Here is a 12,660-nt window from a genome sequence, read left to right on the forward strand (position 1 = left end):
CTTTGATCGGCAGCGCTAGTTTCGGGCCGTAGACCGCCCCGAGAACGCCTGGGAAGATCCCCAGGGCCCGGGGAAGACCCGGGAACCTTCACCGACGCAGTTGGAGGAGACATGGCCGACACCCGCGAGCACGTCCTCACGGGGACCTGGGGAGCGATCGCCGTCCGCGAGTGGCCGGCGCGGGAGCGGCCGCGGTACGTGGCGCTCCTGGTGCACGGGTACGGGGAGCACGTCGGGCGGTACGCCGAGGTGGCCGATGTGCTGGTGGCGCACGGTGCGGCCGTGTTCGGGATCGATCACATGGGGCACGGGAGGTCGGCGGGCGAGCGCGTACTGATCGAGGACTTCGAGGACGTCGTCACCGATGTGCACGCCGTGGCCGGGCCGGCCCGGGCCGCGTACCCGGACGTACCGGTCGTCATGGTCGGGCACTCCATGGGCGGCCTGATCGCGGCCCGCTACGCCCAGCGGTACGGCGGCGGCCTCGCCGCGTTGGTGCTGTCCGGGCCGGTGATCGGCGACTGGGAGCTGCCGCGGCGGCTGCTCGCCCTGGACGAGATCCCCGACACGCCCATCAGCCCGGCCGCGCTCTCCCGGGACCCGGCGGTGGGGGCGGCGTACGCGGCGGATCCACTGGTCTGGCACGGGCCGATGAAGCGGCCGACGGTGGAGGCGTTCGTCCGGATGCTGGACGCGGTGTCCAAGGGGGGTGACGTGGGCCGGCTGCCGCTGCTGTGGCTGCATGGCGACGACGACCGGCTGGTACCGCTCGCCGGGAGCCGCGTCGGGGTCGAGCAACTCCGCGGTGACTCGCTGACCGAGCGGATCTACCCGGGCGCCCGGCACGAGGTGTTCAACGAGACCAACAAGGCGGAGGTCTACGCCGACCTGACGGGCTTCGTGGAGCGTGTTCTCGCAGGCTGAGACACCTGTCGAGCAGCGGCGTCACGTCACGTTTGCACCAGTTGGCCCTGGGCACCCGCGCCCGCATGGAGTGGTTGAGGAGAGCGGCCTGTGTGGGTGCGGACCCCGAGTTGTTCTTCCCGGTGGGCACGAAGGGACCGGCGCTGCGGGACATCGCGGCCGCGAAGCGGATCTGCGCCCGCTGCCCGGTGACCGTCCAGTGTCTGGACTTCGCGCTGGACAGCGGACAGGCCTCGGGGGTCTGGGGCGGGACCTGCGAGGAGGAACGCGTCGAGCTGCTCCGGACGTCGAGGTACGACACGAGAAGGAGAAGCGCGCTATGACCGTGGTGAAAAGCACGCTGCCCGACAAGGAGCGCCGGATCGCCTGCGACGCTCTCCAGGACACCCTGGTGGATCTGCTCGGGCTGTCGCTCGTAGGGAAACAGGCGCACTGGAACATCGTGGGACCCAGGTTCCGCTCGATCCACTTCCAGCTGGACGAGGTCGTCACGGTCGCACGGGGCTACGCCGACACGGTCGCGGAACGCGCCGCGGCGCTCGGCGTCCCGCCGGACGGCCGCCCGGAGACGATCGCCGCGGCTTCTAAGCTGCCCGGCATCGGCGAGGGCTGGCTGCGGGACGTGGCGGTCGTCCGGCTGATGGTGGAGTCGCTGGAGGCGGCCGTCGCACGGCTGCGCGACCGCGTCGACGCCACCGAGAAGCCGGACCCGGTCACCCAGGACCTGCTGATCGGCATCACCCGGGAGCTGGAGAAGCAGCGCTGGATGTTCGACGCCGCGAACTGGCCCCGTCACGAGTGACGGACGTACGGACGAAAGGGGCATCCGATGACCGACGCCCTCGAACTCGACGCGTTGTGGGAGGACTTCCACCGCGTGGTGAACATGACCTCCCAGGAGCTGGCGGCCCGGCTGCGGGTCAGTGACGCCGACGAGGACACCGAGCCGCTGCCGGACCGGGCGGGCACACCGACCGGGCAGCACGTCCTGGCGATCCTGCAGAAACGGCGTACGGATCTCACCGACGACGACATCAGCGTGATGTACGAAGTCGTGGACACCGTCACCGAGCAGGCCGACGTGGAGAACGAGCCCGAGGCCGAGGAGACCCGCCGCCGGCACCGGCTGATGACCATCGGCCACGACCCGCTGAAGCCATGAGCGGCAAGGAGTCCGTGGTGCGTGAGCTGGTCGGGGCACACGGCCGGACCTTCGCCGAGGACGCGGGCATCACGCTCAAATACACCCCGCAGCGGCTGTACCGGCTGCTGGTCCTGGCGCTGCTGCTCAGCGCCAGGATCCGCGGCTCGATCGCGGTCGACACCGCCCGTGCCCTGTACGACGCCGGTCTGCGCGACCCGCGCCGCATGGCTGCGGCCGGCTGGCAGGAGCGGGTGGACGCACTCGGCCGGGGCGGCTACCGGCGCTACGACGAGCGCACGGCCACCCTCCCCCGTAGCCCTTCGGGCACGGGCGGTGCCCCCATTCGTCGATCAACACCGACGCCCCGCGGGCCGCGCGCGCCAACCGCTGGTTCATGCAGCGGGCCACGCGCCGCCTGGTCCGGGAGACCGCAATCCGCCAGTTCCTCGACATCGGCACCGGCATCCCGACCGAGCCCAATCTGCACCAGATAGTCCAGTCGGCGGCTCCGGTGGCGCGCGTGGTCTACGTCGACAACGACCCGATCGTCCTCGCGCACGCCGAGGCCCTGCTGCGGGGCACCCCGGAGGGTGTCACGGAGTACCTCCAGGCCGACGCCCGCGAACCGCACCGCATCCTCGAACAGGCCGCCCGCGCCCTCGACTTCGACCGCCCGGTCGCCCTGTCGCTGATCGCCCTGCTGCACTTCATCGCCGACGCGGACGGCGCCTACGACATCGTGGACACCCTGGTCGGCGCACTGGCGCCGGGCAGTTGTCTCGTCCTGTCCGCGATGACCGCCGACTTCGAGCCGGAGAACGTACGCCGGGGCATCGAGGCGTACGCGGCCGGCGGGGTGACGCTGGTGGCGCGCTCGCGGGACGAAGTGGGCCGGTTCTTCAGGGGACTCGAGCTGATGGAGCCGGGCGTCGTGTCGGTGGCCGACTGGCGTCCGGAGCTCGCGGTGGACGAAGAGGCGGACGGGGACGGGCCCATCTCGCTGTACGGCGCGGTCGGGCTCAAGCCCTGATCCGCCTCACCCCAGGAGCCAGCCCTCGTCCACGTTCAGCTCGACCGCGTTGACGGACCTGTTGCGCAGCAGGAAGTCCACGGCGTCCACCACGTCCGCCATCGTGGCGAGCCGTCCCGTGGGCCTCCTGGCGCGCAGCCCGGCCCGCACCTCCTCCGGCCTGGCGAGCCAGTACGGGCTGTCGCCGACGACGCCGGGGGGGCACGGCGTTGACCCGGACGGGGGCGAGTTCGACGGCGAGGGTGTTCACCAGCCCGCGTACTCCCGCGTTGACGGTCGCCACCGTCGTCAGTCGAGGGAGCGCAGATAGCCGGCCAGCCCGGCGATCACGCCGACGAGGATGAGGCCCACGAGCAGGAGGTCCGGCTCGATCAGCACCATGAGGAGCAGGGCCCCGCCGGCCAGCAGACCGCACGCCATGGCCCAGGGGCGCGGGCAGTGCCGCACGGCGATGAACAGCAGACACAGCAGGATCACGCCTCGGCAAGCCTGATCACGTCCGACGCGCCGCTCAGCAGCATGCCCACCGACAACAGCACGGACAGGAGGGCGGGCAGGCCCGTACGCAGCTGCGGGGTGAGCCAGGCCGGCCGGCGGGCGGCCGGCCAGGTCACGGCACTCAACCCCACCAGCAGCACCACGATCGTGACCGGCAGGATGCCGACATCCGTGCTTGTCACGGAGGCGAGATCGACGAACGACCCCGCGAGCAGGACGCCGACGCCGAACCCCCGGATGCAGCCCCGGCCGGAAAGAGAAGCCATGTGGATCACCGTATGCGCAGTCACCTGCGGCCGGATCGGCCGAATGGCCGAGGCGCCGCCTCCCGAACCCTGGCCTTATGGCCGAGGCGCGCGCCCGCACCCACGGGCGAGGGTGGAGCCACTTCCTCCCCGCAGTCATCAGGAGTGAGGCGATGCAGCGCAGCAAGTTCCTCGTCGGCGTCATCGGCGGTGTCACCGCCGTCGTCGCGGTGGGCGGCGTCGGCACGTATCTGCTGGACCACGGGCTGGAGCAGCGCCGCCCCGGCCAGCTGTCCGGCGGACAGGCCCAGCGGGTCGCCATCGCCCGCGCCCTGGCCGCCGAGCCGGACGTGGTCTTCGCCCACGAGCCCATCGGCGCCCCTGGACCAGCGCACCAGCATGGGGGGCGTCTCGGCTCCTACCAGCTCAACAAGGCGGCCGACGTGGGCATCAACACGACCGGCGCCCTGCAGCTGGGCCTCTGCGTGGCCATCGGCGCGTCGGCGATGTTCGCGGCGATCGGCGGCAGCGGGCCGCTGCTGCGCAGGGTGACGGCGGATCCGGCGCAGTCGGCGGACTGAGAGCCTGTGGGTGGGGCCGGATGGCCGACGGGCCAGGGCTGGCATGATCGAGCGATGAGCATCCCGGCCCCGCCCATCCGCGTCCTCATCGCCGACGACCAGGAGATGGTCCGCACCGGCTTCCGGTTCTTCCTCGACGCGCAGCCCGACATCACCGTCGTCGCCGAGGCCGCGGACGGTGAGGAGGCCGTGGCGCTGGCGCGGCGGGAGCGGCCGGACGTGTGTCTGCTGGACATCCGGATGCCGAAGCTGGACGGGTTGGAGGCGACACGGCTGCTGGCGGGGCGCGATGTGGCCGACCCGATGCGGGTGGTCGTGGTGACGACCTTCGACCTCGACGAGTACGTGTACGGGGCGCTGCGCGGCGGCGCGTGCGGGTTCCTGCTGAAGGACTCCGGTCCGACCCTCCTCGCGGAGGCGGTCCGCGCCGCGGCGGCCGGCGACTCGCTGGTCTCCCCGTCGGTCACGGTCCGCCTGCTCAAGCACGTCACCGCCCCGCAGGCCGCCTCGGCCCCGGCCAGGCCCGCCCCGCCCACGGAACCCCTCACCGACCGCGAACTCGACGTCGTCCGCCGGGTCGCCCTCGGCCGCACCAACGCCGAGATCGCCGCCGAACTGTACGTCTCCCTGTCCACGGTCAAGACGCACCTCTCCAGCGTCCAGCTCAAACTGGCCGCCCGAAACCGCGTCGAGATCGCGGCCTGGGCCTGGCAGAACGGCCACGCACAGCCGGGCGCTCAAGCCGACGTCAGCGATCCTCGCCCTTCGCGTTCGCCTGCGGCGGCTGCGGCCACACCGGGGAGGCTGCCGCACCGCCACCACCAGCGGGAAACCGCTTGAGGAACGCCTCACCCGATCGGCCCGATGCCGCTGGTGGGCCCACGGGCCCGATGGTGCGCTGAGGACACGCACGCACCACCACGTCCCCAGGAGGCATCCGCGATGAGCCGTCGTCCGTCCCGCCGCCCCGCCCGCGTCCTCGCCCCGGCCCTCGCGGCGGCCACGCTCCTCACCACCGCGGGCTGCTCGGACAGCGGTGGAGGCGCCCCGGACGTCGCCGCGTCCCCCGGCGCCGAGAAGTCTCCCGCCGCCCGCCTCACCGAGGCCGGTGCGCGGGCCGCGCTGATCACCGAGGCGGATATCGAGGACGACTGGGCGCAGGTCGCGGACGCCGCCGGCTGGCGTGACCGTCTCCTCATCGGCAAGGTCGACGTCGCCGACCTGCTCACCGCGAAGGCGAACGCCGTGGACTGTCAGAAGCTCCTCGACGCCCTCTACGGCGACGACCTGCTGGGCAAGCCGTCCGGGGCATCCGCGCTGCGCGGCTTCGAGCAGGGCGACTCCCGGCTGCTCCACCAGGTCGCCGCCTACGACCGCACCGACCTGGACGCCTCCCTGGCCTGGCTGAAGACCCTGCCGGTGAAGTGCGATCAGTTCACCGCGACCGGCGACGACGGCGGGCAGCGCACGGTCCAGGTGATCGAGTCCCCGGTGCCGGACAGCGGCGACGCCCGTCAGGGCCTGCGGGTCACGGTGAAGGACGGGACCAGCACGCTCACCCTGGACGTCGCCGCCGTCCGCGTCGGCACCGACGCGATCACCGTCACCGCGGGCGGCCTGGACGGCGACGAGGACGACTCCGTGGAGCAGGCGGTGCGGCAGGGCACACAGCGGCTGGAGGACGTGCAGGCGGGCCGGACGCCCACGGCGAATCCCGGGCAGTTCGACTGACCCCGCCCCTCCCGGACGCCAACCCCCGCCCCCGGTCCGCCCATTCGCGGGACAACGTGATCAACGGACGGCACAATGGCGGCGACGGCCGGTTTCGGCCGTACGTGCGAGGAGAGGAACGAGTCGTGAGTGATGGCCACACCCCGTCGGGCGGGTCGGCGAAGCTGAACACCGGTGTGGCGCACAACGCGCGCGTGTGGAACTACTGGATCGGCGGCAAGGACAACTACGAGGTCGACCAGCAGGTCGGCGAGCGTGTCGCCGGGATGTTCCCGATCATCCGGGACATCGCCCGCGCGGACCGCGAGTTCCTGGGCCGGGCGGTGCGCCACGTGGCCGAGGAGCACGGGATCCGGCAGTTCCTGGACATCGGCACCGGGCTGCCGACGGCAGACAACACCCACGAGATCGCCCAGCGCGTCGCACCCGACTCGCGGATCGTGTACGTCGACAACGACCCGGTCGTGCTCGTGCACGCCCGCACCCTGCTGACCGGCACCCACGAGGGCGTCACCGCCTACATCGACGCGGACGTCCACGACCCGGCCGCCTTCCTCGAACAGGCCGCGCGGACCCTGGACTTCACGAAGCCGGTCGCGGTGATGATGCTCGGCATCCTCAACTTCGTCCTCGACTACGACGAGGCCCGCGCCATCGTGCGGCGCGTCATGGCCGAGGTGCCGTCCGGCAGCTTCCTGGTCCTGACGCACCCCACCTTCGACGCGGAACTCGGCGGCGAGGGCCAGATCCCGGCGATGAAGTTCTGGAACGAGAACGCCACGCCGCCGATCACCGCCCGCAGCGGCGCGGACATCGCCGCGTTCTTCGAGGGGCTCGAGCTGCTCGACCCGGGCATGGTGTCGTGCTCGCAGTGGCATGCCGGTCCGGACGCCCCCGTCGCGGTCCCGCAGTACGGCGCGGTGGCTGTGAAACCCTGACGCCCTGCACGGCCCGGCCGAGCCCGTCGAGGAGACCGTATGACCACCCTTGCCGATCCCGTCCCCGGCGGGCGGCCCGGCGATGTCGACCGGGCCACCTCGCTCGGCCGGAAGCTGGCTGAGCAGGGGGTGTACGGGATTGTCCTGTCCTACGTCGACACCGCGGGCGTCGGTCGGGTGAAGACGGTCCCGACGGCGAAGCTCGCCTCGGCGGCGGCCTGGGGCGTCGGGATGTCGCCGGTGTTCGACACGTTCCTGGCGAACGACTCCATCGTCGCCACGGACGTTCTCGGCTCCCCGGACGGCGACCTGCGTCTCTACCCCGACCTGGACCGGCTGACGGTCCTGGCCGGGCAGCCCGGCTGGGCGTGGGTGCCGGTCGACCGGATCACGCAGGAGGGCGAGCGGCATCCGGGGTGCGCCCGCACCTTCCTGCGCCGGATCGTGCGGGAGACGGCCGAGCGTCACGGCATCACCTTCAAGGCCGGCATCGAGATCGAGTGGGCCGTCGGCCAAGGGGCGGCTCCTGACGGCGAGTTCGTGCCCGCCGCGACCGGTCCGGCGTACGGTGCCACCCGGCAGATCGAGCTCAGTGACTTCGGCGCCGACCTGCTGGCGGCGCTCGGCCGGCAGGGCGGGGGCGTCGACCAGTTCCATCCCGAGTACGCGGCCGGCCAGTTCGAGCTCTCGGTGGACCCGCTCGACCCGGTCGCCGCGGCGGACCTCAGTGTGCTGGTACGGCAGACGATCCGGGCGGTGGCCCAGCGGCACGGGCTCCGGGTCTCCTTCGCCCCGGCGGTGTCCGCGCAGGGCGTCGGCAACGGCGGCCACGTCCACCTCTCCGCCTGGCGCGGCGGGGCCAACCTGCATGCGGGCGGCGACCGCCGGTACGGCATGACGGCCGACGCCGAGTCCTTCCTGGCCGGCGTCCTCGCCCGTCTGCCCGCCCTCACGGCGGTCACCGCGCCGAGCCCGGCCAGCTATCTGCGGCTCCAGCCCTCCCAGTGGGCGGGGGTGTTCACCGCCTGGGGCCGCGAGACCCGCGAGACCGCCCTGCGCGTCATCACCGGCACCGCGGGCCGCCACGACCAGGCCGCCAACCTGGAGGTCAAACCGGTCGACCTGGCCGCCAACCCGTACCTCGCGCTCGGCTGCCTGATCGCCGCCGGGATGGACGGGCTGACCTCGACCGCCGCGCTGCCGGAGGAGACCACCGGGGATCCGGTACGGCTCGGCGCCGAGGCGGCTCAGGCGCGGGGTGTGCGCCGGCTGCCGACCTCGCTGGGCGGGGCGGTGGCGGAGTTCCGCGGGGACGAGCTGCTGCGGGCGACGCTGGGCCCGGTGCTGGCCGATGCGGTGATCGCCGTACGGGAAGGGGAGATCGCGACCGTGGACGGTCTGGACGACGAGCGGGTCGCGGCGGCCTACCGGTGGAAGTACTGACGTGCGCGCCACGGTCCAAGAGGCGCTCGCCGCCCTCCCGTTGGTGGATCACCACTGTCACGGCGTCGTGACCGCCGACCTCGGCCGCGCGGACTTCGAGTCCCTGCTCACCGAGGGCGCGGCCTGGCCCGGGATCTCGCCGTTCGACACTCCCGTCGGGGTGTCCGTACGCCGCCACTGCGCCCCGCTCCTCGACCTGCCACGGCACGCCCCCGCCGACGACTACCTGGCCCGGCGGACGGAACTCGGCCCGCGCGAGGTGAACCGCCGCTTCCTCACCGCCGCCGGGACCGACGTGTTCTGCGTCGACACCGGCTACACCCCGCACCCCCTGACCTCGCCCCAGGAGCTGGCCGAGGCCGCCGGAGGGGCCGCCTACGAGGTCGTACGCCTGGAGAACGTGGCCGAGGCGGTGGCGGCCGGCGGAGTCGAGCCGGACGAGTACGGCGCCGCCTGCCGCGCGGCCGCCGAGGAGGCCGTACGGCGCCCGGGCGTGGTCGCGGTGAAGTCGGTCGCCGCCTACCGCACCGGCTTCGACCTGGACCCGGCCCGCCCGGCGGGCGAGGAGGTCGTCGAGGCGGCCCGGCACTGGCTGCCGCAGGGCGGCCGTCTGACCGACCCGGCGCTGGTACGGCACCTGCTCTGGACCGCCGTGGACCTGGGCCTCCCCCTGCAGTTGCACACCGGCTTCGGCGACAACGACATCCGGCTGCACCGGGTGGACCCCACCCACCTCACGGACTGGCTGCACCTGACCTCCGGCACGATCCCGGTCCTCCTGCTGCACTGCTGGCCCTACCAGCGCCAGGCCGCCTATCTGGCCGCCGTCTTCGAACAGGTGTACCTGGATGTGGGCCTCACCCTGCACCACGTCGGCCCCGCCCGGGCCCGGGCGGTCCTGGAGGAGGCCCTCGAGATCACCCCGTTCCGCAAGCTGCTGTACAGCTCCGACGCGTACGGTATGGCCGAGTTCCACCTGCTCGGCGCGCTGGCCTTCCGGCAGGGCCTGGGCGCGTTACTGCAGGCCCGGGTGGCCGCCGACGAGCTGAGCCGGCCGGACGCGCTGCGGATCGCGGCGTGGGCGGGCGGCGACAACGCCCGCCGGCTCTATGGACTGCCCGCCCCCGGGCCCGGCCCCGATCCCGTCCCCCGTCAGCACCGCGACTGAGCGTTCGCAATTCCCGGAAAGTATGATCAAGCAATGTCTGACATGACCGAAACCACGCCCGGCTGGCTGACTTCCGACGACCTGGAGCAGGCACGCGCCCGCATGCCGATCCTGTACGTCGAGGCCGTGCCCGTGCGCGTCGACGACAGCGGCGAAGTCACCAGCATCGGCCTGCTGTTGCGCATCGGGCCGGACGGAACGGTCAGCCGGTCCCTGGTCTCCGGCCGCGTCCTGCACCACGAGCGGGTGCGCGACGCCCTGCTGCGGCATCTGGAGAAGGACCTCGGCCCGGTGGCGCTGCCCCGGGTCCCGTCCTCCCTCCAGCCCTTCACCGTCGCGGAGTACTTCCCGACGCAGGGCGTCACGCCGTACCACGACCCGCGCCAGCACGCGGTGTCCCTCGCCTACGTCGTCCCGGTCGCCGGCGACTGCCGGCCCCGCCAGGACGCCCTCGACCTGGTCTGGTTCAGCCCGCAGGAGGCCCTGTCGCCCGCGGTGCAGAGCGAGATGCCGGGCGGGCACGGGGTGCTGCTGAAGCAGGCGCTGGCACATGTGGGCTGCGCGGTCTGACCGGCGTGCGGGTCGTCGTGGTGGGGGCGGGGATCGTGGGCGCCTCCGTGACGTACCACCTCGCGCGCCGCGGGGTGTCCGTGACCCTGATCGACCGGGAGGCGGCACCGGCCGCGGGCGTGACCGGTGGCTCCTTCGCCTGGTTCGGGGGCCGCAGCGGTGACTGGCCGGGCGGTGCCGAGGATCTGCGCGGGTCGGTCCTGGCGGACTACCGGCGCCTCGAAGCCGAGCTGCCGGACGTCGAGGTGCGCCGGTCCGGCTCGCTGATCTGGCATGGCAGCGCGGCGGAGGCCCGCCCGGACGAGGGCCAGTACCTGGTCGGGCGCGACGGGATCAGGGCGCTGGAGCCCGGCCTGCGCACGCCTCCCGAGTGGGTCGTGCACACGCCCTCCGACGGTGGCGTGGATCCGGTGACGGTCACCCGCGCGCTGGTGCGGGCCTCCGGTGCGCAGGTGATCCTCGGGGCGACCGGGGTCGCCCTGAAGGTGGACGGCGAGCGAAGCGAGATGGGGGTCCCCCCGGCCGGAGGCTGGGGGAAGGTCACCGGTGTGACATCGTCCGCGGGGTTCCATCCGGCGTCGACCGTGGTGCTGGCGGCCGGCACCGGGATCACGGAGCTGATCGAGCCGCTGGGGGTCGGGCTGCCGCTCGCCGCCTCGCCGGCCTGTCTGGTGCGGCTGACGGCGCCGCCCGGGCTCGTCCGGACCATCGTCTCCGGGCCGGACGTCGAGGTGCGGGAAGTGCGGGACGGGCAGCTGCTGATGACGGTGCCCGTGGCGGCTTCGCCCGAGGAGGGCGCGCTGCGGCGCCTGCGCGCGGCGTTCCGCGGCGCCGACGACTGCCGGGTCCTGGGTTCCCTGGTCGGCGCGCGGCCGATGCCGGCCGACGGGCCACTGGTCGGTCCCCTCACCCCGGACGGGTCCGTGTACGTGGCCGTCATGCACTCGGCCGTCACCCTGGCGCCCACGGTCGGACGGCTGGTCGCCCAGGAACTCGTCACCGGCAAACCCGTGGCCGAGCTGAGCCGCTGCCGGCCGAGCAGTACCGGACGAAACCCCGCTACGGCCTGCTGACCGCCGTCGCCACCGAGGCGGGCGTCTCGCTGAGCACCGCGACGAGCAGCCCGGTCACGGCGAGGCCATTGAGGCCAGGCCGACTCGCAGCAGCAAACGCGGGGCGATGCGCCTGTTGACCGCGCTGACGGCGGTGAAGCCGATGGCGTTGACCGCCAGTACCCGTTCCTGCGGCAACTGCTCGACGCAGTACAGCGCACCTCGATCTTCAACACCGTCGAGGTGACCGCCCCGGGCGGACGGCTGGTCGGCATCAACACCAACTACGGCGATTCGGCCGCGCTGCGCAACATCACGATCATCGGTGACAGCAGCAGGAAGATCGTGCCGTGCCAGAAGTACATCGGGAACGATGACGGGGACGAGCCGCCCACCCACGGCTCGGGCCCACCGCGCCACTACTCCGGCGGCGTCGGCGTGTCATGCGTGCGGTACATCGCCTGGACGTCCAGCTCCAGCTGGATCGTCGGGCCGACCACCGCGATGCCGCGGGCCAGCATCGAACGCCAGTTGAGCGTGTAGTCCTCGCGGTGCAGCTCCGCCTTGGCCAGGGCGGCGCAGCGCAGTTCCTCGCCGTAGCCGCCGTTGACCGTGCCGAGGTAGGTCGTGTCCAGGGCCACCGACCGGCTCACGCCGTGCATGTGCAGGCTGCCCTGCAGGATCCACTTGCTGCCGCCGCGGTAGGCGAAGCGGGTGCTGGTGAAGTCGATGTACGGGAAGCGGTCGACGTCGAGGAAGTCGGCGGACCGCAGGTGGGTGTCCCGGGTGTTGTTGCCCGTGGTGATGCTGGACGCGTCGATGCGTACGTGGACGCGGGACTGGGCCATGTCCGGGGCGATCTGGATGCCGCCCTCGAAGCGTTCGAAGCGGCCGTGCACATGGGCCATGCCCACGTGCTTGGCGATGAAGCGGATCGCCGTGTGCGGCGGGTCGAAGAGCCACGTTCCGGGGACCGGGAGTTCCAGCTGGCGGGCCGACTGGAGCCATACGCGCTGCGGAGACGGGCCGGTGTCCGCGACGACTTCGAAGGTCTCGCGGTGCGGTTCCAGCCCCTCGGCGATGACCAGCAGGCTGTAGCTGCCCGGCGGCAGGACGGCCATGAAGAAGCCGTACGGGTCCGTCGTGCCGCGTGCCGCGACGCGATGGCTGCCGAGTTCCGTCACCGTCACGTCGGCCGCACCCATGGGCTGGTTCACCGGGTCCAGAACCTCGCGGACGACGACACCCGCACCGGCCGGGACCGGAAGCGCGGGGCCCGCGGCACCCCTGGAGGCACCCTTGAGTCGCCGCCGGAGCAGTCCGAGGGGCATGGTGT

The 12,660-nt window shown here is 72.7% G+C and carries 15 protein-coding genes and 4 pseudogenes; 15 read left to right on the forward strand and 4 right to left on the reverse strand.

What is annotated here, in order from left to right; genetic code table 11:
• Positions 1–111: 111 nt before the first annotated feature.
• From AQJ91_RS20035 to AQJ91_RS20055, 6 genes and pseudogenes are all read left to right on the forward strand, one after another.
• Positions 112–924 (forward strand): alpha/beta hydrolase, encoded by an 813-nt coding sequence (locus AQJ91_RS20035; protein ID WP_067023348.1) that lies wholly within the window; start codon positions 112–114, stop codon positions 922–924.
• 65 nt (positions 925–989) lie between these two features.
• The gene (locus AQJ91_RS20040) at positions 990–1,247 is read left to right on the forward strand and encodes a WhiB family transcriptional regulator (protein WP_067023771.1); all 258 of its coding nucleotides are present in this window, start codon (positions 990–992) and stop codon (positions 1,245–1,247) included.
• Positions 1,244–1,726 (forward strand): Dps family protein, encoded by a 483-nt coding sequence (locus tag AQJ91_RS20045; protein ID WP_067023351.1) that lies wholly within the window; start codon positions 1,244–1,246, stop codon positions 1,724–1,726. Before AQJ91_RS20040 ends, AQJ91_RS20045 begins: the two co-directional genes overlap by 4 nt.
• A 27-nt stretch (positions 1,727–1,753) precedes the next feature.
• Positions 1,754–2,086: a DUF3140 domain-containing protein gene (locus tag AQJ91_RS20050; RefSeq protein WP_067023355.1), complete on the forward strand. Its 333-nt coding sequence runs from the start codon at positions 1,754–1,756 to the stop codon at positions 2,084–2,086.
• A pseudogene (locus tag AQJ91_RS49680) lies at positions 2,083–2,373 on the forward strand (endonuclease); the annotation flags it as partial. The gene AQJ91_RS20050 and the pseudogene AQJ91_RS49680, both read left to right, overlap by 4 nt.
• Before the next feature lie 50 nt (positions 2,374–2,423).
• A pseudogene (locus AQJ91_RS20055) lies at positions 2,424–3,098 on the forward strand (SAM-dependent methyltransferase); the annotation flags it as partial.
• A 6-nt stretch (positions 3,099–3,104) separates the two neighbouring features.
• Here the strand turns inward: AQJ91_RS20055 and AQJ91_RS55730 are convergent.
• The 3 genes from AQJ91_RS55730 to AQJ91_RS20065 all read right to left on the reverse strand — a co-directional run bounded on the left by AQJ91_RS55730 (position 3,105) and on the right by AQJ91_RS20065 (position 3,862).
• Positions 3,105–3,248 carry a hypothetical protein gene (locus AQJ91_RS55730; RefSeq protein WP_234382635.1) on the reverse strand — a complete coding sequence of 48 codons (144 nt, stop codon included), beginning with the start codon at positions 3,246–3,248 and terminating at the stop codon, positions 3,105–3,107.
• Positions 3,249–3,386: 138 nt separating this feature from the next.
• Positions 3,387–3,575: a hypothetical protein gene (locus AQJ91_RS53660; protein ID WP_159054610.1), complete on the reverse strand. Its 189-nt coding sequence runs from the start codon at positions 3,573–3,575 to the stop codon at positions 3,387–3,389.
• Positions 3,572–3,862 (reverse strand): hypothetical protein, encoded by a 291-nt coding sequence (locus AQJ91_RS20065; protein ID WP_159054611.1) that lies wholly within the window; start codon positions 3,860–3,862, stop codon positions 3,572–3,574. The genes AQJ91_RS53660 and AQJ91_RS20065 overlap by 4 nt, the downstream gene beginning before the upstream one ends.
• A 242-nt stretch (positions 3,863–4,104) precedes the next feature.
• On the opposite strand from AQJ91_RS20065, the pseudogene AQJ91_RS49685 reads away from it, so the two are divergent.
• The 9 genes and pseudogenes from AQJ91_RS49685 to AQJ91_RS55735 all read left to right on the forward strand — a co-directional run.
• Positions 4,105–4,276, forward strand: a pseudogene (locus tag AQJ91_RS49685) (ATP-binding cassette domain-containing protein); the annotation flags it as partial.
• Positions 4,277–4,476: 200 nt separating this feature from the next.
• Positions 4,477–5,262 (forward strand): response regulator, encoded by a 786-nt coding sequence (locus AQJ91_RS20075; protein WP_079085068.1) that lies wholly within the window; start codon positions 4,477–4,479, stop codon positions 5,260–5,262.
• Positions 5,263–5,364: 102 nt separating this feature from the next.
• A complete protein-coding gene (locus tag AQJ91_RS20080) occupies positions 5,365–6,153 on the forward strand; it encodes a hypothetical protein (RefSeq protein WP_067023364.1) in 789 nt (262 codons plus the stop codon).
• Between the two features lie 125 nt (positions 6,154–6,278).
• On the forward strand, positions 6,279–7,091 hold the full coding sequence (locus AQJ91_RS20085; RefSeq protein ID WP_067023368.1) for an SAM-dependent methyltransferase: 813 nt from the start codon (positions 6,279–6,281) through the stop codon (positions 7,089–7,091).
• Positions 7,092–7,130: 39 nt separating this feature from the next.
• Positions 7,131–8,534, forward strand: a complete 1,404-nt coding sequence (locus AQJ91_RS20090; protein ID WP_067023371.1) for a type I glutamate--ammonia ligase — start codon at positions 7,131–7,133, stop codon at positions 8,532–8,534.
• Between the two features lies 1 nt (position 8,535).
• Positions 8,536–9,702 (forward strand): amidohydrolase family protein, encoded by a 1,167-nt coding sequence (locus AQJ91_RS20095; protein ID WP_067023374.1) that lies wholly within the window; start codon positions 8,536–8,538, stop codon positions 9,700–9,702.
• 33 nt (positions 9,703–9,735) lie between these two features.
• On the forward strand, positions 9,736–10,272 hold the full coding sequence (locus tag AQJ91_RS20100) for an NUDIX hydrolase family protein (protein WP_107122482.1): 537 nt from the start codon (positions 9,736–9,738) through the stop codon (positions 10,270–10,272).
• 5 nt (positions 10,273–10,277) lie between these two features.
• Positions 10,278–11,345 carry an NAD(P)/FAD-dependent oxidoreductase gene (locus AQJ91_RS20105; protein ID WP_079085069.1) on the forward strand — a complete coding sequence of 356 codons (1,068 nt, stop codon included), beginning with the start codon at positions 10,278–10,280 and terminating at the stop codon, positions 11,343–11,345.
• A gap of 163 nt (positions 11,346–11,508) precedes the next feature.
• A pseudogene (locus AQJ91_RS55735) lies at positions 11,509–11,747 on the forward strand (pectate lyase); the annotation flags it as partial.
• Here the strand turns inward: AQJ91_RS55735 and AQJ91_RS20110 are convergent.
• Positions 11,744–12,655, reverse strand: a complete 912-nt coding sequence (locus AQJ91_RS20110; RefSeq protein WP_067023775.1) for a YceI family protein — start codon at positions 12,653–12,655, stop codon at positions 11,744–11,746. The pseudogene AQJ91_RS55735 and the gene AQJ91_RS20110 sit on opposite strands and share 4 nt — an antisense overlap.
• Positions 12,656–12,660: the final 5 nt, after the last annotated feature.

Origin of the sequence: Streptomyces dysideae (genome assembly GCF_001514305.1) — a bacterium.
Lineage (GTDB): Bacteria > Actinomycetota > Actinomycetes > Streptomycetales > Streptomycetaceae > Streptomyces > Streptomyces dysideae.

What these genes read in the sequence shown, in the direction of transcription:
- AQJ91_RS20110 (WP_067023775.1), bottom strand. Translation starts at nt 12,655, where the DNA reads ATGCCCCTCGGACTGCTCCGGCGGCGACTCAAGGGTGCCTCCAGGGGT.
- AQJ91_RS20080 (WP_067023364.1), top strand. Translation starts at nt 5,365, where the DNA reads ATGAGCCGTCGTCCGTCCCGCCGCCCCGCCCGCGTCCTCGCCCCGGCC.
- AQJ91_RS20035 (WP_067023348.1), top strand. Translation starts at nt 112, where the DNA reads ATGGCCGACACCCGCGAGCACGTCCTCACGGGGACCTGGGGAGCGATC.
- AQJ91_RS20040 (WP_067023771.1), top strand. Translation starts at nt 990, where the DNA reads ATGGAGTGGTTGAGGAGAGCGGCCTGTGTGGGTGCGGACCCCGAGTTG.
- AQJ91_RS20050 (WP_067023355.1), top strand. Translation starts at nt 1,754, where the DNA reads ATGACCGACGCCCTCGAACTCGACGCGTTGTGGGAGGACTTCCACCGC.
- AQJ91_RS20100 (WP_107122482.1), top strand. Translation starts at nt 9,736, where the DNA reads ATGTCTGACATGACCGAAACCACGCCCGGCTGGCTGACTTCCGACGAC.
- AQJ91_RS20075 (WP_079085068.1), top strand. Translation starts at nt 4,477, where the DNA reads ATGAGCATCCCGGCCCCGCCCATCCGCGTCCTCATCGCCGACGACCAG.
- AQJ91_RS20065 (WP_159054611.1), bottom strand. Translation starts at nt 3,862, where the DNA reads ATGGCTTCTCTTTCCGGCCGGGGCTGCATCCGGGGGTTCGGCGTCGGC.
- AQJ91_RS20090 (WP_067023371.1), top strand. Translation starts at nt 7,131, where the DNA reads ATGACCACCCTTGCCGATCCCGTCCCCGGCGGGCGGCCCGGCGATGTC.
- AQJ91_RS20045 (WP_067023351.1), top strand. Translation starts at nt 1,244, where the DNA reads ATGACCGTGGTGAAAAGCACGCTGCCCGACAAGGAGCGCCGGATCGCC.